Source organism: Thioclava sp. (assembly GCF_048263065.1).
Classification (GTDB): Bacteria; Pseudomonadota; Alphaproteobacteria; order Rhodobacterales; family Rhodobacteraceae; genus Thioclava.
Genome location: NZ_JBLXEM010000004.1, coordinates 244,123 through 265,884, shown reverse-complemented (window position 1 = coordinate 265,884; position 21,762 = coordinate 244,123). Strand labels below are relative to the sequence as shown.

General features: G+C 58.7%; 15 protein-coding genes. 13 read left to right on the top strand and 2 right to left on the bottom strand.

Annotated features, from left to right (window positions below):
• Positions 1-32: 32 nt before the first annotated feature.
• A complete protein-coding gene (locus ACN0SD_RS08350; protein WP_417807769.1) occupies positions 33-1,622 on the bottom strand; it encodes an alpha-glucosidase in 1,590 nt (529 codons plus the stop codon).
• A gap of 176 nt (positions 1,623-1,798) precedes the next feature.
• Here ACN0SD_RS08350 and ACN0SD_RS08345 point away from each other — a divergent pair, with 176 nt between their 5' ends.
• The 6 genes from ACN0SD_RS08345 (at position 1,799) to ACN0SD_RS08320 (ending at position 12,786) form a co-directional block, all read left to right on the top strand.
• A complete protein-coding gene (locus ACN0SD_RS08345) occupies positions 1,799-4,180 on the top strand; it encodes a glycogen/starch/alpha-glucan phosphorylase (RefSeq protein WP_417807821.1) in 2,382 nt (793 codons plus the stop codon).
• 29 nt (positions 4,181-4,209) lie between these two features.
• Entirely contained in the window at positions 4,210-6,357 is a 2,148-nt protein-coding gene (gene glgB, locus ACN0SD_RS08340; protein WP_417807768.1) for a 1,4-alpha-glucan branching protein GlgB, read from the top strand.
• A 21-nt stretch (positions 6,358-6,378) separates the two neighbouring features.
• A complete protein-coding gene (gene glgC, locus ACN0SD_RS08335; RefSeq protein ID WP_417807767.1) occupies positions 6,379-7,650 on the top strand; it encodes a glucose-1-phosphate adenylyltransferase in 1,272 nt (423 codons plus the stop codon).
• 78 nt (positions 7,651-7,728) lie between these two features.
• Positions 7,729-9,156, top strand: a complete 1,428-nt coding sequence (gene glgA, locus ACN0SD_RS08330; RefSeq protein WP_417807766.1) for a glycogen synthase GlgA — start codon at positions 7,729-7,731, stop codon at positions 9,154-9,156.
• Positions 9,146-11,164, top strand: a complete 2,019-nt coding sequence (glgX, locus tag ACN0SD_RS08325) for a glycogen debranching protein GlgX (RefSeq protein ID WP_417807765.1) — start codon at positions 9,146-9,148, stop codon at positions 11,162-11,164. The genes glgA and glgX overlap by 11 nt, the downstream gene beginning before the upstream one ends.
• Entirely contained in the window at positions 11,161-12,786 is a 1,626-nt protein-coding gene (locus tag ACN0SD_RS08320) for an alpha-D-glucose phosphate-specific phosphoglucomutase (RefSeq protein ID WP_417807764.1), read from the top strand. Before glgX ends, ACN0SD_RS08320 begins: the two co-directional genes overlap by 4 nt.
• Before the next feature lie 117 nt (positions 12,787-12,903).
• On the opposite strand, the gene cbbR is transcribed toward ACN0SD_RS08320, so the two are convergent.
• Positions 12,904-13,830, bottom strand: a complete 927-nt coding sequence (gene cbbR, locus ACN0SD_RS08315) for a LysR family regulator CbbR (protein ID WP_417807763.1) — start codon at positions 13,828-13,830, stop codon at positions 12,904-12,906.
• A gap of 107 nt (positions 13,831-13,937) precedes the next feature.
• Between cbbR and ACN0SD_RS08310 the strand changes: the two genes are divergently transcribed.
• The 7 genes from ACN0SD_RS08310 to ACN0SD_RS08280 all read left to right on the top strand — a co-directional run bounded on the left by ACN0SD_RS08310 (position 13,938) and on the right by ACN0SD_RS08280 (position 21,756).
• The gene (locus ACN0SD_RS08310; protein WP_417807762.1) at positions 13,938-14,933 is read left to right on the top strand and encodes a class 1 fructose-bisphosphatase; all 996 of its coding nucleotides are present in this window, start codon (positions 13,938-13,940) and stop codon (positions 14,931-14,933) included.
• Positions 14,934-14,936: 3 nt separating this feature from the next.
• Entirely contained in the window at positions 14,937-15,809 is an 873-nt protein-coding gene (locus ACN0SD_RS08305; RefSeq protein WP_417807761.1) for a phosphoribulokinase, read from the top strand.
• Between the two features lie 17 nt (positions 15,810-15,826).
• Entirely contained in the window at positions 15,827-17,785 is a 1,959-nt protein-coding gene (gene tkt / locus ACN0SD_RS08300; RefSeq protein WP_417807760.1) for a transketolase, read from the top strand.
• Between the two features lie 76 nt (positions 17,786-17,861).
• Positions 17,862-18,923 carry a class II fructose-bisphosphate aldolase gene (fba, locus tag ACN0SD_RS08295; RefSeq protein WP_417807759.1) on the top strand — a complete coding sequence of 354 codons (1,062 nt, stop codon included), beginning with the start codon at positions 17,862-17,864 and terminating at the stop codon, positions 18,921-18,923.
• Between the two features lie 75 nt (positions 18,924-18,998).
• Positions 18,999-20,432 (top strand): form I ribulose bisphosphate carboxylase large subunit, encoded by a 1,434-nt coding sequence (locus ACN0SD_RS08290; protein WP_417807758.1) that lies wholly within the window; start codon positions 18,999-19,001, stop codon positions 20,430-20,432.
• 47 nt (positions 20,433-20,479) lie between these two features.
• Complete coding sequence (locus ACN0SD_RS08285) at positions 20,480-20,839, top strand: ribulose bisphosphate carboxylase small subunit (protein WP_417807757.1); 360 nt, start codon at positions 20,480-20,482, stop codon at positions 20,837-20,839.
• A gap of 80 nt (positions 20,840-20,919) precedes the next feature.
• Positions 20,920-21,756 carry a CbbQ/NirQ/NorQ/GpvN family protein gene (locus ACN0SD_RS08280; protein WP_417807756.1) on the top strand — a complete coding sequence of 279 codons (837 nt, stop codon included), beginning with the start codon at positions 20,920-20,922 and terminating at the stop codon, positions 21,754-21,756.
• Positions 21,757-21,762: the final 6 nt, after the last annotated feature.

The window sequence follows — 21,762 nt, the reverse complement described above, 5'->3', positions numbered from 1 at the left end:
GGGGTGGCGTCGATGCAAACGCCCCCCGTTTATCAGCTTTCAAGCCACGCGGCGGCGTTCGGCCCTAGCGTCAGCCTGCCGTCCGACAGTGTCGCGGCTAGCGAGGGGCCGATTAGTGCGCCTTCGGGGGCATCAATCGTCACCGGATCGGGGCCAAGGTTGAACAGGCAGATCACCGTTTGATCGTTCGCGATGCGGGTAAAGCCAAGGATCGGGTCGGGCAGATCCAGAAAGACGCTACGCCCGTTTGACAGCGCCGCCGAGCCTTTGCGAAACGCGATGGCGGCGCGGTAATGGGCCAGCACGCTGTCAGGTGCGCCCTCTTGCAGGCTGAGCGCGCGTGCGGCTTGCTGCGCTTTCACCGGCAGCCACGGCTTGACGGTGGAAAACCCAGCATTGGCGGTTTCGTCCCACACCATCGGCGTGCGACACCCATCGCGGCCCTTGTTTTCGGGCCAGAACCGCAAGCCCGGCGGGTCGGTCAACTCGCTATATTCCAGCTCGGTCTCGCTCTGGCCCAGCTCCTCGCCCTGATAGATCCCGATCGTGCCTTGGAACGAGACCAGCATCGAGATCGCCAGTTTCGCCACTGCGTCCTGCGTGCCGTATTTGGCCCAGCGGGTCACATGGCGCTGCACGTCATGGTTGGAAAACGACCAGCTTGGCCAGCCATCGGGGGCACCGTTAAAGAACCCCTCGATCTTAGAACGGAAATGTTCGGGCGTGAATTTCGGCCCCAGCATGTCGAAGCTATAGGCCATGTGCAGCCGTTTGGTGCCCGAGGTGTATTCCTCCATGATACCAAGCGCGCGATGGGGGGCCTCGCCGACCTCGCCGACGAGCGTGCGCGCCTCGAACTCATCCATCAGCGTGCGCATCCGTTCCAGAAACGCCAGATTCTCGGGGCGGTTCTTGTCGAACGCGTGATCTTGCATGTCATAGGTCGACAGCGGCGGCCAACGATCAACGTCGGGCGACATGGCGGGGTTGTCGCGCAGCTCGGGGTCGTGGAAATAGTAGTTCACCGTATCAAGGCGGAACCCGTCGACGCCACGTTCAAGCCAGAAGCGCAGCACATCAAGCAACTCATCTTGAACCGCCGGATTGTGCAGGTTCAGATCGGGCTGCGAAATCAGGAAGTTGTGCAGGTAATACTGGCCTCGTTTGGGCGTATATTCCCAAGCCGAGCCGCCAAAGACCGATTGCCAGTTATTGGGCGGAGAGCCGTCGGGTTTGGGATCGGCCCAGACATACCAATCCGCCTTGGCGCTGCCCTTTTTAGAGTCTTTGAACCACGGATGCTGATCCGAGCTATGCGAGATCACCTGATCAATGATCACCTTCAGCCCCAGATCATGGGCCCGCGCCACCAGCGCGTCGAAATCGGCCAAAGTGCCAAATTGCGGATCAATGTCGCGGTAATTTGCCACATCATAGCCCATATCGGCCATCGGCGAGGTGAAGATCGGCGACAGCCAGATCGCATCCACGCCAAGGCTCGCGACATGATCAAGGCGGCGCGTGATGCCCGCCAGATCGCCGATCCCGTCCCCTGAATCGTCTTGAAAGCTGCGGGGGTAAATCTGATAGATCACCGCGCCGCGCCACCAGTCCTTGTTCATATCGCGCTCCTGCCGTTTCGGGTTTGCCTGATCTTTGGCCAAGTTTAGGTTTGTTAGCGCAAACGGCAACCGTTATAGAGGGGGTATTCTCCCATCGCTTGACCTTATTGGCGCGGGTGCCCATCAATCAATCGAGATCACAGCTTTCGGAGGCTTCGCCCGTGACCGACACCCCAATGCCGACCGCCGAGTCACTGCGCGACGAGATTTTGCATCACGTCACCTATTCGATGGGCAAGGATGACAAACACGCCTCGGTTTATGATTGGCGTATGGCGCTGAGTCTGGCGCTGCGTGACCGGGTGGTCGAGCCGTGGTTTGCCGCGACCCGCAAGACGTGGGAACAGGGGCGCAAGCGCGTCTATTACCTGTCGATGGAGTTCTTGATCGGGCGGATGCTGGAAGATGCCGCGATCAATTTGGGTCTGCGCGCGACGTGTCGCAGCGCGATTGAGGGCTTGGGACTGGATTGGTATGAAGTCATCGAAAACGAACCTGATGCAGCCCTTGGCAATGGCGGGCTGGGCCGGTTGGCGGCGTGCTATATGGAGAGCATGGCAAGCCTTGGCTGTCCGGGTTACGGCTATGGCATCCGCTATGAGCACGGCCTGTTCAAGCAGCGCTTTGAGGGCGGCCAGCAGGTTGAGTCGCCTGAAGATTGGCTAAAACAGCGCCATCCTTGGGAATTCGAGCGCCCCGAAAGTGCGTATGAGATCGGCTTCAAAGGCTATGTCGAAACGATTGACGGTAAACCCCATTGGGTGCCCGGCGAAACCGTTCTGGCCGAGGCCTATGACATGCCGGTGATCGGCTGGGAGGGCAAATGGGCCAACACGCTTAGGCTGTGGTCTGCCAAGCCCACCGAGATGTTCGATCTGGCGCGTTTCAATCATGGCGATTATGCCGCTGCCGCCGAGCCAGAGGCATTGGCGCGCACACTCAGCCGGGTGCTTTATCCCGATGACACGACCTACGCAGGCAAGGAATTGCGCCTCAAGCAGGAATATTTCCTGACCGCCGCCGCGCTGCAAGACATCCTGCGCCGCCATCTTGCAGCGGGCCTGTCGCTGGAACAACTCCCCGAACATGTCGCGATCCAGATGAATGACACGCACCCCGCGATTGCCGGGCCGGAACTGATCCGCCTGCTGAGCGATGTGCATGGGATGGAGCTAACGCAAGCTATTGAAACGGCTGTGCAATGTCTGGGCTACACCAACCACACTTTGCTGCCCGAGGCGCTGGAGCATTGGGCGACCTATCTGATGGGCACGGTGCTGCCGCGCCATATGCAGATCATCGAAAAAATCGACAGCTGGCATCGACGCAACCACCCCAACCGGCCGCATTTTGTAGGCATCATCAAACACCAAGAGGTGCGCATGGGCGAGCTGGCCTTTATCACCTCGCATAAGGTGAACGGGGTGTCGGCACTGCACACCGAGTTGATCAAGAAGAACCTGTTTCCCGAGCTTAACAAGCTGCATCCCGGGCGCATCATTAACCAAACCAACGGCATTACCCCGCGCCGCTGGCTGCGCATGGCCAACCCCGCGCTGTCGCATCTGATCATCGACACGATTGGCGACGGTTGGGAGGGTGACTTGGACCGGCTGCGCGAACTTGAACCCTTTATCGAGGATTCCGCGTTCCTTGATAAATTCATGGCCGCCAAACGCACCAATAAGGAACATCTGGCCGCATGGATCGCGCAAAGCGAAGGGATCACGGTCAACCCGGATGCGATTTTTGACATTCAGGTCAAACGCTTGCATGAATACAAGCGGCAGTTAATGAACATCTTGCAGACCATCGGCGAATGGCACGAGATGCGCGAAAACCCTCAGACCGACTATCAACCGCGCGTCAAGATTTTCGGCGGCAAGGCGGCTCCGGGTTATTACGCAGCCAAGCAAATCATCCGGCTGATCAAAGATGCCGCCGAGGTGATCAACAATGACCCGCTGATCGGGGATCGCCTGAAAATCGTCTATCCGGCCAATTACAACGTCTCGATGGCAGAACGTCTGATCCCGGCTGCGGATCTGTCGGAACAGATCTCGACGGCGGGCAAGGAAGCCTCGGGGACGGGGAATATGAAATTCGCACTGAACGGCGCGTTGACGATTGGCACGCTGGACGGCGCGAATGTGGAAATCCGCGAACAGGTGGGGGCGGAGAATTTCTTTCTGTTTGGCCTGACTGCCGATGAGGTGATGGAGCGTCGCCGCGACCCTGAACATGCCCGCCACGCGATTCTGGCCAGCCCGCTTTTGCAGGATGTGTTGCAGATCATTGCTGAGGGGCGTTTCTCTGAGGATGAGCCGGAACGCTATCACGATCTCATTCATAATATGTGGAATAGCGACTACTTCCTCGTGGCCTCGGACTTCGAATCCTACCGATCCTCTCAGAAAGGGGTGGACGTAGCCTTTGGTGATCGCGCAAGCTGGGCGAAGATGGCCGCCCTCAACACGGCGCGGATGGGATTCTTTTCATCTGACCGCGCGATTGCTGGTTATATGAAGGATATCTGGGACACGACATCTGCCCTCTAGGCAGCCTCGCGCCCGGGCGAAGGAGCGACATGGCACTGATCGATCGCGCAACCGCCGAGGCTTTAAGCGAAGGGCTCCATCCCGATCCATTCTCAATTCTGGGGACGCATGAGGGGCGGTTGGTGGCCTTTGTGCCGGGCGCGAAACGGGTCTGGGCTTTGGGTAAGCGCGAACAAGAACTGACCAAGATCATCCCCGAAGTGTTCGCCGCTAAATGGGACAACGGCCCCTATCGGCTGCGCGCCAGCAATGACGAAGCGATATGGGATTTCGACGATCCCTACAGCTTCCCGCCCGTGCTGGGCGAGATGGATGAATATCTGATCGGCGAGGGCACGCATAAGCGGCTTTGGGAGAAACTTGGCGCGCATGTGATCACCCATAGCGGTGTCGAGGGCGTGCATTTCGCAGTTTGGGCGCCCAATGCGCGGCGCGTGTCCGTCGTGGGCGATTTCAATTTCTGGGATGGTCGGCGTCATCAGATGCGTCGCTTGGGGAAGGCCGGGGTTTGGGAAATTTTCGTTCCCGGTCTGCATGAAGGCGCGCTTTATAAGTACGAATTGCTTGATGGCGACGGGCGGTTGCTGCCGCTCAAAGCCGACCCACTTGGGTTTGGCTCGGAACATCCGCCCGCACAGGCCTCGGTCGTGCGCAAGCTGGGGCTGCACCATTTCGGAGATGGGGCATGGCTGAAACACCGTGCCGCGCGTCAGGAACGTCACGCGCCAATCTCGATCTATGAGGTCCATCTGGGGTCGTGGGTGCGCGTTTGGGATGAAGGCGGCAGGCCGCTGAGCTATCACGAACTGGCCGAGAAGCTGATTGATTACGTTTGCGACTTGGGATTCACCCATATCGAGCTGCTCCCGATCACCGAGTTTCCGTTTGATGGGTCGTGGGGCTATCAGCCGATCGGGCTTTATGCGCCTACGATCCGCTATGGCCGACCCGAGGAATTCGCCGAGCTGGTCGATGCCGCGCATCGCCGGGGCGTGGGCGTGATCCTTGACTGGGTGCCCGGCCATTTCCCGACCGATGAACATGGATTGCAGAAGTTCGATGGCACAGCGCTTTATGAACATGCCGATCCGAAAGAGGGGTTTCATCAGGACTGGAACACGCTGATCTACAATTACGGTCGGCGCGAGGTGTCTAATTATCTGCTGGCCAATGCGCTTTACTGGCTGGAGGAATATCACCTGGACGGGTTGCGCGTGGATGCGGTGGCCTCGATGCTCTATCGTGATTATTCCCGCGAGCCCGGTGAATGGGTGCCCAACAAGGATGGCGGGCGCGAAAATCTTGAGGCGATAGAGTTTCTCAAGGCGATGAACGCGGCGTCGTATGGCGGGGCGGAAGGGATCATGACAGTGGCCGAGGAAAGCACCGCCTTTCCCGGCGTCACGCGTCCGGTGCATGAGGACGGGCTTGGCTTTGGCTACAAATGGAACATGGGCTGGATGAACGACACGTTGCGCTATTTCGCGCGCGAGCCGGTGCATCGCAAGTTCCACCATAACGAACTTACCTTCGCGTCTTCATACACTTACAGCGAAAACTTCATCCTGCCGATCAGCCACGACGAGGTGGTGCATGGCAAGGGCTCGATGCTGGGCAAAATGCCGGGAAGCGAACCCGAGAAATACGCCAATCTGCGTGCGTTCTATGCGTTTCAATGGGCGCATCCGGGCAAAAAGCTGTTGTTCATGGGCCAAGAATTCGGCCAATGGTCAGAATGGAGCCATGAGCGCGAGCTCGACTGGTATCTGCTCGACGATCCGCGCCATGCAGGTTTGCGCAATTTGGTGCGCGACCTCAACCGCTTGTATCGCGACATGCCTGCGTTGCATTGGGGCGATTGCGATCCGCAAGGGTTCTCGTGGATTGAAGCCGATGACGCGGAAAACTCGGTTTTCGTGTTTGAACGCCGTGCGCCGGGCGTGGACCCGGTTGTCGTCGTCGCCAATCTGACGCCGATAGATCGCACTTACCGCATTGGCCTGCCGCAGGGCGGCGAATGGGTTGAGTTCATGAACACCAATTCGGCCCATTACGGCGGCGACAACTGGGGTAATCTTGGTTATATCACGGCCCAATCACAGCCCCATTCGAACCGTCAATACAGTGCAGAGGTTTATGTGCCGCCGCTCTCGGTCGTGATGTTCACGCCCGGTTAAGCGCCTGAAGGGAGGGAGAGAATGCTACCACAACCCAATACACGCCTGAGCGCGCAGGCGATGGCCTTTGTTCTGGCGGGCGGACGCGGGAGTCGCTTGAAAGAGTTGACCGACAGGCGCGCCAAGCCAGCGGTCTATTTTGGCGGCAAGACACGGATCATCGATTTCGCGCTGTCCAATGCGCTTAATTCCGGCATTCGCAAGATGGCAATCGCGACGCAATACAAGGCGCATTCGCTGATCCGCCACGTCCAGCGCGGATGGAACTTTTTCCGCGCCGAGCGCAATGAATATCTTGATATCCTGCCCGCAAGCCAGCGCGTCACCGATAGTCGCTGGTATCTGGGCACCGCCGACGCCGTGGCGCAAAACATTGATATAATAGATGATTACAAGGTGAAATTTGTCGTGATCCTCGCCGGTGATCATATCTACAAGATGGATTACGAAATTATGCTGCGCGAGCATGTCGATACTGGCGCCGATGTAACCATCGGCTGTCTGACCGTGCCACGCGAAGAGGCGACGGCCTTTGGTGTGATGGCGATCGACAAAACCGGGCAGGTAACGGAGTTTTTGGAAAAACCGGAAAATCCGCCGGGGATGCCCGACGATCCCGATAACAGTCTCGCCTCGATGGGGATCTATATCTTCAACTGGGATTTCCTGCGTGATTTGCTGCGTCGGGATATGGAAGACACAAATTCCAGCCATGATTTCGGCCATGATCTGATCCCCCATATTGTCAAGCATGGCAAAGCGATGGCGCATAAGTTCAGCGATAGCTGCGTGACTTCGGGGCTTGAGACGGAACCCTATTGGCGCGATGTGGGCACAGTGGATGCGTTCTGGCAGGCCAATATCGATCTCACCGATTTCACGCCCAAGCTGGATCTTTATGACAATGAATGGCCGATCTGGACCTATGCCGAGATCGTGCCGCCCGCGAAATTCATCCATGACGAGGATGGGCGGCGCGGCTCTGCTGTGTCCTCGCTGGTCTCGGGGGATTGTATTGTCTCAGGGTCCGAGGTGCGCCATTCACTGCTGTATACAGGGGTGCGTGCGCATAGTTTTTCAGCGCTGGATCAAGCGGTTGTGCTGCCTTATGTCGATATCGGGCGCAATGCGCGTCTCAGCCATTGCGTGATTGATCGCGGTGTGCAAATTCCCAAAGGCTTGGTCGTGGGCGAAGATCCCGACGAGGATGCAAAGTGGTTTCGCCGCACCGAAGGGGGCGTCGTGCTGATTACCCAGCCGATGCTTGATAAACGCGCGGCGGTGCTGGATTAAATCTGGGGAGGGGGCTGTCTGCCCCCACGGCTTGCGCCGCCCCCCCAAGAGTATTTGAGGCCAGATGAAATGGGCAAAATGCGCAAGGTTCTTTCCGTCGCCTCAGAAGCCGTGCCGCTGATCAAGACAGGCGGTCTGGCCGATGTGGTGGGGGCGCTGCCGGGCGCGCTAGCCGGGCAGGGCTGGGAGATGCGGGTAATGATCCCCGCCTATCGCGGTGTCCTGAAATCCCTGAAATCTACGAAAGAGGTCTGGCAAAGCCCCGATCTATTCGGCGCTCCAGCGCGGTTGATGCAGGGGCGGGCGGGCACGATGGCGGTTTTGGCGCTGGATGCGCCCCATCTGTTTGATCGCGCGGGCGGGCCGTATTCCGATGCGGCGGGAGATTACGCCGATAATGGCGAGCGCTTTGCTGCGCTAAGCTATGTCGCAGCCGAGGTCGCGCGCAAAGGGGTGGCGAGTTGGAAGCCCGAGATCGTGCATGCGCATGATTGGCAAACCGGGTTGGTGCCGTGGTATCTGCGCGGCTCGGGCATTCCCAGTGTGATGACGATTCACAATATCGCGTTTCAAGGGCGGTTCCCGCGCATCAAGCTGGAGGCGCTGGGGCTGACAGCGAACGATTTTCAGCGTGATGGCGTTGAGTTTTGGGGGGACATCTCGACGCTTAAGGCCGGGCTGATGGCGGCGGATGCGATCACCACGGTCAGCCCGCGCTATGCGGATGAGTTGATGCGCCCCGAATTCGGCATGGGACTAGAGGGGGTTTTGCAACTTCGCGCGCGTGATTTGCATGGCATCCTGAATGGCATCGATGCCACGGCTTGGAACCCGGAGACGGATCCGCATATCAACCCGTTCTCAGTAAAGAAAATTGCGGATAAAGATAAGAATCGCAAAGCCTTGCAGGAAGAGTTTAATCTTGATGTCAAAGGTCCGTTGGCGATCTTGATCAGCCGGTTGACCGATCAAAAGGGGATTGATCTGATCGCGCCCGCGATTGAACCTTTCCTTGCGGCGGGTGGGGGTTTGGCGGTTCTGGGGTCTGGGGATCGCTGGGCAGAGGCCTCGATGCTTAATCTCGCCGCGCGTTATCCCGGTCAGGTTGGCGTCAAGATCGGCTACGATGAAACGTTGAGTCATCGCATGTTTGGCGGCGGCGATGCGGTGCTGGTGCCGTCGCGGTTCGAGCCGTGCGGTCTGACCCAGCTTTACGGTTTGCGCTATGGGTGTTTGCCGATTGTAGCGGCGGTGGGCGGGCTGGCCGATACTGTGGTGGGTGCGACGCCTGCGACGATGGCGGCCAAAGCTGCGACAGGCGTGGTGTTTCATCCCGTGGATGCGCTGGCTTTGCAGCAGAGCTTGCTGAAACTGGTGTCGCTTTATGAAGATCGCGCACTTTGGCGGGCGATGGTGGCGCGCGCTATGAAGGTCGATTGGGGATGGGAGCGCTCGGCCAGTCTGTATGCAGCGCTTTATGATGCGTTGATTTCCAATGCAGATTGAGATCGGCTGCGGCGATACACTGGGGGCCACGCTTAGCAATGACGGCGTGAATTTTGCGCTTGCGTCGCAGCATGCCGAGGCGGTCGATCTGTGCCTGTTTACCCAAGGTGATGAGGTTCGATTGCGCCTGCCGGGACGTTCCGGTGCGATCTGGCACGGCTTTGTGCCGGGGCTTGGGGCAGGGGCGCGCTATGGCTATCGCGTGCACGGACCTTGGGCGCCTGAATCGGGGCATCGATTTAACCCCGCCAAGCTGTTGATCGACCCTTATGCGCGTGCGCTTGATCAGCCCGTGATCTGGCAAGCCGCTATGGCGCAAGGGAAATCCAAGCCGGAACCGCATAATTCCGCATCCGAAATGGCGAAGTCGGTCGTGTGCGAGACGCAGCTTCCCGAGTGGAATCGCCCGGCGCATCGTTGGCGTGATAGCATCATTTATGAGGCCCACCCAAAGGGCCTGAGCAGGCTGCATCCCGATATCCCCGAGTCCTTGCGTGGCACTTGGGCGGGGCTGGCGAGTGATCCAATTTTGGCGCATCTGGGCAGGCTTGGGGTTACCGCGATTGAGCTACTGCCGACCTGCGCCTTTCTCGATGACAAGTTCCTCGTGGAAAAGGATCTGCGCAACTATTGGGGCTATCAGCCGGTTGGCTTTTTCGCCCCCGAACCGCGTTATGGCGGCCCAGATCCGCGTGCTGAGTTTCGCGACATGGTGCGACGGTTTCATAATGTCGGAATTGAGGTGATCCTTGACGTGGTGTTCAACCACACCGGCGAGGGCGATGCGCGCGGCCCTATGCTGTCGCTGCGCGGGATCGACAATGCCAGCTATTACCGCCTTGGCGATCGCGGCGCGTATATTAACGAAACCGGCACGGGAAATACGCTGAATCTGTCTAATCCGCTTGCGCTGCGCCTTGTGATGGATTGTCTGCGCCATTGGGTGCTTGAGATGGGCGTGGACGGGTTTCGCTTTGATCTGGCCGCCACTTTGGCGCGTGGCGCAAGCGGCGCGGTTGAGGCAAACGCGCCGTTCCTAAGTGCCATCGCGCAAGATCCGGTGCTTCGCGGCGTCAAGTTGATCGCTGAGCCTTGGGATATCGGTCCCGGCGGCTATTTCTTAGGCGGGTTTCCCCATCCGTTCACCGAATGGAATGACCGGTTTCGTGATGATACGCGCCGGTTCTGGCGCGGCGATAACGGCATGGCGGGCGATCTGGCGCGCCGAGTTGCGGGTTCGGCTGAGGTGTTTGACCATGACGGTCGCTGCGCCTACGCCTCGGTCAATTTTGTATCCGCACATGATGGCTTCACCTTGCAAGACCTTGTAAGTTTTAACGAAAAACACAATGAGGCGAATGGCGAGGGCAATCGCGACGGCCATAATGCGAACTTTTCGCAAGCGTTGCCAGACCGGGCGTCCCAGGATGCGCGCAAACGCGCGTTGCTCGCCACATTGATCCTGAGCCAAGGTGTGCCGATGCTGTTGGCGGGCGATGAGTTCGGCAATTCTCAAGGGGGCAACAACAACGCCTATGCGCAGGACAATCCGATTGGTTGGCTGGACTGGCCCAATGCCGATGAGGCCCTGATCGAGTATACCGCGCGGCTGATCGCGCTGCGCAACGCCTATCCGGTTCTGCGCCAGCGCCGTTTTTTGCACGCCTTGACGCGCGCGCAAGATGGGATGCGCGACTTGATTTGGCGGCTGTGTTCAGGCGGCGAACCCACGCCTCACGATTGGGGCAATCCCGATCTGCGCTGCATTGGCGTGGAAATTCGTGGTGCCGCCGAAGGGTCATCGGGGGAGGCAGGCGATCACGCTGCCTATCTGATTTTTAATTCAGGCGGCGCTTGCGAGGCGCAATTGCCAGCTGGCGCGTTGGAGCGCGTGCTTGATAGCGCCGATCCCAATGGCGCGATTTTGCCCACGCGTGACACATCAACTTGTCTTGCCGCTCAATCGCTGCAAGTTTTCATCCAATCGCCACGCCAGGAGCCAACATGACCCGCCACGCCACGACGCCCTTTGAGGGGCAAAAACCCGGCACCTCTGGTTTGCGCAAAAAGACCAAGGTCTTCATGCAGCCGCGCTATCTTGAGAATTTCGTGCAAGCGACCTTTGATGCGATCGGCGGGATTGCGGGGCAGACTTTGGTGCTGGGCGGCGACGGGCGCTATTTCGGGGCCGAGGCGGCGCGCACGATCCTCAAGATGGCGGCGGCGAACGGTGCGCGGCGGGTGATCGTGGGGCAGGGCGCGTGGCTCTCGACCCCGGCAGCCTCGCATCTGATCCGCACGCGCGGGGCGATGGGTGGGATCATCTTGTCGGCCAGCCACAATCCGGGCGGTCCGAAAGAGGATTTCGGTGTTAAATACAACATGGGCAATGGCGGGCCTGCGCCGGAATCGGTGACTTCGGCTATTTATGCGCGCAGTCAGGAGATCACGGAATATCTTTGTCTGGATGCGGGCGACCCTGATCTCGCGACCGTCGGTGAGGCCCAGCTTGGCATGATGGTGGTCGAGGTAGTGGACCCGGTAGAGGCCTATACAGACATGATGAAAACTTTGTTCGATTTCAATGCATTGCGGGCCATGTTCAACGCGGGATTTCGGATGCGGATGGATTCGATGTGCGCGATTACCGGGCCCTATGCCGTCGAGATTTTGGAGCGCCGCTTGGGTGCGCCTGCGGGCACCGTCACCCATGCCACGCCGTTACCTGATTTCGGCGGAATGCATCCCGATCCCAACCCGACTTGGGCGCATGAATTGATGGCGGAGATGATGGGTGCGGATGCGCCTGATTTCGGTGCAGCCTCGGATGGCGATGGCGATCGAAATATGGTTCTAGGCGCGGGCGTTTATGTGTCGCCCTCTGATAGCCTAGCCGTTCTGGCCGCCAATGCGCATCTGGTTCCGGGGTATAAATCGGGACTGAAAGGGGTTGCGCGTTCGATGCCGACTTCTGCTGCGGTGGACCGTGTGGCCACCGAGATGGGGCTGGATTGTTATGAAACACCAACGGGTTGGAAGTTTTTCGGCAATCTGATGGATGCCGGACGGGTTAGCCTGTGTGGTGAGGAAAGCTTTGGCACCGGCTCTGATCATGTGCGCGAAAAGGACGGGCTTTGGGCGGTGCTGATGTGGCTCAATATCCTAGCCGTGCGCCAGATGAGCGTAGCGGACATTTTGCAAGATCACTGGGCGCGGTTCGGGCGCAATTACTATTCGCGACATGACTACGAAGCGCTGCCCAGCGATCAGGCCGAGGCGATGCTGGGGGACCTGCGCACGCGTCTGAATGGGTTGAAAGGCACGCAATACGAGGGTCTTACCGTCGAGAGTGCCGACGAGTTTTCTTACACCGATCCCGTCGATGGTTCGATCTCGACAGGCCAAGGGTTTCGTATTCTGTTCGAGGGTGGCTCGCGCGTTGTGCTGCGTTTGTCGGGAACGGGCACCGAGGGCGCGACGTTGCGCGTCTATCTTGAACGCTACACGCCGGGCCCGGACGGGCTTGAACACGATCCGCAAGAGGCGCTGGGGCCGATCATCAAGGCAACCGAGGCAATCGTAGGGATCCGCGAGCGCACAGGGCGCACGGAGCCCAATGTGATTACGTAAAGCTGCAAATGGATGCAGAGCGTCTTACAAGAACTGGGCATATATTAATCCTATAATCGGTATTATGTAAACATACCACATCAGGAAAACCCGCTAAACACTTGTTTTCATATCCTACTACCGTATTGGCACCGGTAGAAACTTTCCACTTAGGCCGATGATCTCATCCCATATCCGCAATGTCAGATCGCGCGGACGCTCCTTTACTGGACGCACGAGAAACCAATGACGCATTAATGGCAGCCCCGGCGCATCCAGCAACACCAGACGCCCGGTGTCGATCTCATCCGTCACCGTATGCAGGCTGAGGAACGCAACCCCTAGACCGGCCATGACGGCTTGCTTGATCGTCTCGTTGCTGTCCATCTCAAGCGTGTCATAGATCCGCCCGTCGCCAACCCGGTCCAGCCAGCGCGTCATCAGAATGCGTGTTCCCGAGCCTTGTTCGCGTGCGATGAAGCGCTGAGAAAACAACATATCCAGATCGCTGGCATGACCGATCAGCGGATGACCCGGCGGCGCGATTAACCCGTGCGGATGATCCCCTAGCGGCTCAGCAATCACCTCGGGTTGACGTGGCGGCCGCCCCATCACGACTATATCGAACGAGCCGAGTTCCAACCCTTGCACGATTTCGGTGCGGTTTCCGATCTTAAGGGACAGTTCTATTTCGGGATGCGCGTCTTGCATCAGTTTTACCAATCTAGGCGCGAAATACTTGCCCGTTGAGACCACACCCAGCGTCAAACGGCCGACCTGACCACGTTGAATCGCGCGCAAATTGGCCTCAGCCTGCGACAAACTGTCCTCAATTCGCAGCGCCGCATCGCGCAACGCGTGGCCCGCCTCGGTCAGCTCTGATCCCGCGCCATCAACGGCGCGCTGGATCAGCTTCATCTGCGAAGCCTCTTCCAAGCCTTTGATTTGTGTGTGAATTGCGGGCGTCGTTAAGCCAAGAGCCTCGCCAGCAGCGGTCAACGACCCGCCTTTGGCCACCGCATCGAGTGCGCGCAATTGTTTTAACGTGAGGGCGTTCATTCGCATCGATATTAAAATTCCCTGAAGTCTATTTATAATTATTTAAATTCCATAAAAACACAAATTCCGCAATCGTAACCTCACTTCAGCACGTCACCTTGGAGGAGGAGCCGATGTCCGTGAGTTTCGAAGGCCTCGGCCTATCTAGCGAACTATCTGATACAATGACCCGCCTGACACAGGTCGGTGCGAAGCTCGCTCGCATCATTGCACGCAACGGGATTGAAGCGGATCTCTCGCAAGCAGCCGGCGTCAATGCTGGCGGCGATGGTCAAAAGGCGCTCGATGTGATTGCCGATGAGGCCTTCATGGATGCGTTGCGCGATAGCGCGGTGATCCATTACGCTTCGGAAGAGCAAGACGAGGTTGTCGATTTTGGCAACGGCTCATTGGCGCTTGCCATCGATCCCCTCGATGGATCATCCAATATCGACGTGAATGTCTCGATTGGCACGATCTTTTCGATCTTTCCCGCCGCCGAGACGCATGAAGCCAGCTTTCTACGCCCCGGAAGCGAGCAAATCGCTGGCGGCTATATCATCTTCGGGCCGCAAACCGCGCTGGTGGCAAGTTTCGGGCACGGTGTTCAGCAATGGGTGCTGGAGCCGGGCGGCGATAGCTGGACCCGCGTGGCCGACCCGCGCCCCCTGCCCGTCGATACGTCCGAATATGCGATCAACGCCTCGAATTACCGCCATTGGCCGGTGCCGATCCGCGCCTTTGTCGATGACATGGTGGCGGGGTCTGAAGGGCCGCGCGGGCGCAATTTCAACATGCGTTGGATTGCTTCTCTGGTGGCAGAAACCCATCGCATCATCACGCGTGGTGGCGTGTTTCTCTATCCCGGAGATGACCGTGAGGGCTACAAGCGCGGTCGTCTGCGCCATGTCTATGAATGCGCGCCGATCGCATTGCTGATCACGCAGCTCGGGGGCGGGGCCACCGATGGGGCCGACCCGATCCTGAGCGCCCTGCCCGACCAATTGCACGCCCGTACGCCGTTCGTCTTTGGGTCCAATGCCAAAGTCGCCCGCGTCGCCGCCTATCACGATTTGCCGCAAGACGAGGCTCTTGCCCTGTTCAATAATCGCGGCCTGTTCCGGAGTTAAAACATGTCCAAGAAACACCCGATCATCTCTGTCGTGGGCTCCTCGGGGGCTGGCACTTCGACCGTGAAAAACACCTTCGAGCAGATCTTTCGCCGCGAGGACATCTCAGCCGTCTCGATCGAGGGCGATGCGTTCCACCGCTTCAACCGCGCCGACATGAAGGCCGAGCTGCAAAAACACTATGACGAGGGCGATCCCGGTTTCTCGCATTTTTCTTATGAAGCCAACGAGTTATCCGAACTAGAGCGGGTCTTTCGCGAGTATAGCGAGACCGGCAAGGGCAAGACGCGCCACTATGTCCACGATGATATCGAGGCCGAACGCCACGGCACGCCGCCGGGTCATTTCACGCAATGGGCAGAATTCTCCGATACGTCTGACCTGCTGTTTTACGAGGGGCTGCACGGCTGCGTCGTCAATGATGAGGTCAATCTCGCGCAACTCGCCGATCTGAAAATCGGTGTCGTGCCGGTGATTAACCTTGAATGGACGCAAAAAATCCATCGCGACCGCGCCTCGCGCGGCTACTCGACCGAGGCCGTGACCGATGTGATCCTGCGCCGGATGCATTCTTATGTGAATTGCATCGTGCCGCAGTTTTCAGAAACCGACATCAACTTTCAGCGTGTGCCGGTGGTGGACACCTCAAACCCCTTCGTCGCGCGCTGGATTCCGACACCCGATGAAAGCCTCGTCGTGATCCGCTTCAAGAACCCGCGCGGCATCGATTTTCCCTATCTCACCTCGATGATCCACGGCTCGTGGATGAGCCGCGCCAATTCCATCGTGATCCCCGGCAACAAGCAGGATCTCGCGATGCAATTAATCCTAACCCCGTTGATCGAGCGCCTCGTGCGCGACGGCCGACGTGCTTGAGAAGGATGAACAAAGCCATGAAAGACATTCAAACCACTCAAGAAACCGAAATGGCCAACGCCATTCGCGCGCTTGCGATGGATGCAGTGCAGCGGGCCAATTCCGGTCATCCCGGTATGCCGATGGGCATGGCCGATGTCGCAACCGTCCTGTTCAACCGCTTTATGTCGATTGATCCGAGCGCGCCGAAATGGCCGGACCGCGACCGGTTCGTTCTGTCTGCCGGGCATGGCTCGATGCTGGTCTATGCGATCCATCATCTGCTGGGCTATGCAGATATGGACATGGATCAGCTGCGCAAGTTTCGCCAGCTCGGGTCGCGCACGGCAGGCCACCCGGAATATGGCCATGCCGATGGGATCGAGGTGACCACAGGCCCCTTGGGTCAAGGGATCGCAACCTCGGTCGGTATGGCGCTAGCGGAAAAGATGAAGAACGCGCGCTATGGCGATGATAACGTGGACCATTTCACCTATGTCATCGCGGGAGATGGCTGCCTGATGGAAGGCATTAGCCACGAGGCGATAGATCTCGCCGGGCATCTTGGCTTGGGCAAGCTGGTGGTGATGTGGGACGACAATGCGATCACGATTGATGGCGATACCAACCTGTCCACCTCGACCGATCAGCAGGCGCGCTTTGCGGCTGCGGGCTGGCATGTCAGCGATTGCGACGGTCACGATACGAACGCTATCGCAGAGGCGATTGAGGCCGCGCGCCACGACCCGCGTCCCTCGCTGATTGCCTGCCGCACGATCATCGGCTTTGGCGCGCCCAATAAGCAAGGCAGCCACGATGTGCACGGCGCGCCGCTGGGCGATGCCGAGATTTCAGCCGCGCGCAAGCAGTTGAACTGGGATCATGAGCCCTTTGAAATTCCTGCATCTATCTATGATTCGTGGCATCAGATCGCCGCGCGCGGAGCGCGCAAACGGGCGGAGTGGGAACAACGGATCAGCGCCGATTTTCAAGCCGCCGAGGATTGCGACACAAGCGCCCTGGCCGCCGCAACCGAGGCGTTCAAGCGTCAACTCTCGCAGGACAAGCCCAAGGTCGCGACCCGCAAAGCCAGCCAGATGGCGCTGGAAGTGGTTAATTCCACCCTACCCTTCACGGTTGGCGGCTCGGCCGATCTGACTGGTTCGAACCTCACGAAAAGCTCGAAAATGCAATCGGTTACGCCCGATAGCTTTAGCGGTGACTACATCCATTACGGCATTCGCGAGCACGGGATGGCAGCGGCAATGAACGGGATTGCGCTGCATGGCGGGCTCAAGCCCTATGGCGGCACCTTCATGGCCTTTGCCGATTACTGTCGCCCCGCGATCCGGCTGTCTGCGCTGATGGGCGTGCCGGTGATCTATGTGATGACCCATGACAGCATCGGTCTGGGCGAGGATGGCCCGACCCACCAACCCGTCGAGCATCTCGCCAGTCTGCGCGCCATTCCCAACCTGTTGGTGATGCGTCCGGCAGATGCGGTGGAAACCGCCGAGGCTTGGGAAATCGCAATGATGTCAAAGGACAAGCCGGTGATGATCGTAGCGTCGCGGCAAAATCTGCCACTGCAACGTACCGATCATGTGTCTGAGAACCTGAGCGCGCGCGGTGCCTATCTGCTGCGCGATCCCGACCAGCGGGATGTGACGCTGATTGCCACGGGGTCCGAAGTGGAAATCGCGATTGCGGCGGCAGATCAGCTTGAGGCCGAGGGGATCATGGCCGCCGTGGTGTCCGCACCGTGTTTTGAGCTGTTTGAGGCGCAGGACCAAGCCTATCGCGATGCCATCCTTGGCACCGCCCCGCGTGTGGGCTGCGAGGCTGCGATCCGGCAGGGCTGGGATCTGTTTCTCGACCGACAGGACGGCTTTATCGGGATGACGGGCTTTGGTGCTTCGGCCCCTGCCCCCGCCCTTTACGAACACTTCAATATCACCGCGCAAGCGATTGTAAATCAGGCGCAAAACCGGATCTGAACACGCCGGGGGCCAGCCCCCGGACCCCCGGGATATTTTGGTCAAGAGGAAGACCAGAGAAAGAGGAACGACTGATATGGCATTGATAACGCTCAGACAACTTCTAGATCACGCCGCCGAGCGTGGTTATGGCGTGCCCGCGTTCAACATCAACAATATGGAACAAGGTCTGGCGATCATGAAGGCGGCGGCGAAATGTAACTCGCCCGTCATCATGCAGGCCAGCCGCGGCGCGCGCAGCTATGCCGGTGACATCATGCTGCGCCATATGATTCAGGCGCTGGCCGAGATGTATCCGCATATCCCGCTGTGTATGCACCAAGATCACGGCAATAACGAGCAGACCTGCCTAAGCGCAATTCGTCACGGCTTTACCAGTGTTATGATGGATGGCTCGCTAGAGGCGGATATGAAAACGCCGTCGTCTTATGAGTATAACGTCGAGATCACCGAGCGCGTTTCACGGATGGCCCATTGGGTCGGGGCCTCGGTTGAGGGCGAGTTGGGTGTGCTGGGTAGCCTTGAAACCGGCGAAGCTGCGGCGGAAGACGGCTCGGGTGCCGAGGGTAAGTTGAGCCGCGAAGACCTGCTCACCGATCCCGACCAAGCCAAGGATTTCGTGGCCAAAACCAAGGTTGATGCGCTGGCGATTGCTTGCGGTACCAGCCACGGTGCCTATAAGTTCTCGCGCAAGCCGACTGGCGATATTTTGGCGATTGAACGGATCGAGCAGATTCACGCCAAGATCCCGAATGTGCATCTGGTCATGCATGGCTCGTCTTCAGTGCCGCAATATCTGCAGGATCTGATTAACGAGTTTGGCGGTGAGATGCCCCAGACCTATGGCGTGCCCGTCGAAGAGATCGAGCGCGGCATCAAATCGGGCGTGCGCAAGGTCAATATCGACACCGACAACCGCATGGCGATCACCGGGCAGTTCCGCAAAGTGGCGATGCAGAAGAAGACCGAGTTCGACCCCCGCAAATTCACCATTCCCGCGATGGAAGAGATGGAAAAGCTGTGTCTGGACCGGTTCGAGCGTTTTGGCACAGCCGGGAACGCCAGCAAAATCGACGTCATCGACATGGATGAGATGGCCGAACGCTACAGCGCAGGCGCGCTTGATCCAAGCGCATAAGGCAAAACCCCGCCCATCGCCCCACGGCAATGGCGCGGAAACGACCGGATTTTCAGGGAGAAGGAGACCCCGACCATGAACACGCAAGCCCCCTCTGGCAAATATTCCGCAGGCGTTAAGGAATACCGCGAGACCTATTGGGAACCCAATTACACCCCCAAGGACAGCGATATTCTGGCCTGTTTCAAGATCACCCCGCAGGCGGGCGTTCCGCGCGAAGAGGCCGCGGCAGCAGTGGCGGCGGAATCCTCAACGGGCACATGGACAACCGTCTGGACCGACCTGCTGACCGACCTTGAGTATTATAAGGGCCGCGCCTACGCGATTGAGGACGTGCCCGGCGATGATGAAAGCTATTATGCCTTTATCGCCTACCCGATGGGGCTGTTCGAAGAAGGTTCGGTCGTCAACGTCTTTACCTCGCTCGTGGGCAACGTGTTTGGCTTTAAAGCGGTGCGTGCGCTGCGTCTGGAAGACATCCGCTTCCCGCTGTGGTTCGTGACGACCTGCGACGGCCCGCCCCACGGCATTCAGGTCGAGCGCGACAAATTGGACAAATATGGTCGCCCGTTCCTTGGCTGCACGATCAAGCCGAAACTGGGCCTTTCAGCCAAGAATTACGGGCGCGCGGTTTACGAGGCGCTGCGCGGCGGGCTCGATTTCACCAAGGATGATGAAAACGTCAACTCGCAGCCCTTCATGCGCTGGCGCGACCGCTTTGAGTTCTGCCAGGAAGCCATTGAAAAGGCTGAACTTGAGACTGGCGAGCGTAAGGGGCATTACCTGAACGTCACCGCGCCCAACATTGAAGAGATGTATAAACGCGCCGAGTTCGCCAAGGAAATTGGCAGCCCGATTATCATGTCGGATTACCTCACGATGGGCTGGGGCGCACAGGCGTCGCTGTCGCGCTGGTGTCGCGATAATGGCATGTTGCTGCACGTTCACCGCGCAATGCATGGCGTGATTGACCGTCACCCCAAGCATGGCATCAACTTCCGCGTGCTGGCGAAAATGCTGCGCCTGCTGGGGGGCGATCACCTGCATTCCGGCACAGTTGTCGGCAAGCTTGAAGGCGACCGCGCCGCCACGCTGGGCTGGATCGACCTGTTGCGCGACAAATACATCAAAGAGGACCGTTCGCGCGGCATTTTCTTTGATCAGGACTGGGGCCAGATGCCGGGCGTTCTGCCGGTGGCCTCGGGCGGTATTCACGTCTGGCACATGCCTGCACTGGTCAACATCTTTGGCGATGACAGCTGCTTGCAATTCGGTGGCGGCACCTTGGGTCACCCTTGGGGCAACGCGGCGGGGGCTGCGGCCAACCGTGTCGCCGTCGAGGCCTGCGTCAAGGCGCGCAACGAGGGCCGCGATCTTGAAAAGGAAAGCAAGGATATCATGACCGAAGCGGGCAAATACTCCCCCGAACTTAAGATCGCCATGGAAACATGGAAAGAAATCAAGTTCGAGTTTGACACCGTGGACAAGCTGGACGTCGCACACCGGTAATCCGTTCGGATCATCGCATGAGGAACACCTGAGAAAGGATTGAAACCATGAGTGAAATGCAAGATTATGGCTCGCGATTGTCAGACCCGAACAGCCGCAAGATGGGCACGTTTTCCTATCTGCCGCCGCTGAGTGCCGATGAGTTGCGCAAGCAGGTCGAATATATTGTGAAGATGGGCTGGAACCCGGCGATTGAGCATACCGAGCCGGAAAATACCCGCTCCAACTACTGGTATATGTGGAAGCTTCCGATGTTTGGCGAAACCGATGTTGATGCGATCTTTGCTGAGATCGACATGTGTCGCAAAGCCAACCCCAAGAACCACGTCCGCCTTGTTGGCTATGACAACTTCAAGCAGACGCAGGGCACCTCGATGGTGGTTCACCGGGCCGAAATGACGGGCTGATTGAACCCGAGGCTGGGCCGCATCCCGCGCGGCCCAGCCCCATCACGTTTTCCCACCCGCGCAAACGGAGGGCGCCGGCCATGAGCGATATCGATACTAGCCAGTTTCTGATCAAGACCGAACCCTATTACCGCCCCGTCGGGAATGAGATCGAGCAATACGCCGCCGCTTATGACGTGCGTATGCCGGTGATGCTAAAGGGGCCAACGGGTTGCGGAAAATCTCGCTTTGTCGAATATATGGCGTGGAAATTGCAGCGCCCGCTGATCACCGTGGCCTGCAATGAGGACATGACCGCCTCTGATCTGATCGGGCGGTTCTTGCTCGATATCAACGGCACGAAATGGCAAGATGGGCCGCTGACGGTGGCCGCGCGGATTGGCGCGATCTGTTATCTCGACGAAGTGGTCGAGGCGCGCCAAGACACCACCGTCGTGATCCACCCGCTGACCGATCACCGCCGCCAGTTGCCGCTGGAGAAAAAGGGCGAGCTGGTCGATGCCCATCCCGATTTTCAGGTCGTGATTTCCTATAATCCCGGCTACCAATCGATGATGAAGGATCTCAAACAATCCACCAAACAGCGCTTTGGCGCGATGAGTTTTGACTACCCCACGACCGACACCGAGGCCGAAATCGTGGCGCATGAGGCCGGGATTGACCTTAAAACCGCCGAGCGTCTGGTGCAGGTCGCGCAGCGCTCGCGCAATCTTAAAGGGCACGGGCTGGATGAGGGGATGTCGACACGCTTGCTGGTTTATGCCGGCCAGTTGATCGCGAAAAACATCGCCCCGCAAGCCGCCTGCCAGATGGCGCTGGTCGAGCCGCTCACCGATGACAGCGATATGCGCGACACGCTGCAAGCTGCGGTGGCGACTTTCTTCCCCGAGGTCTCGGACAGTTCCAAGGTGGCGTGAGGGCAA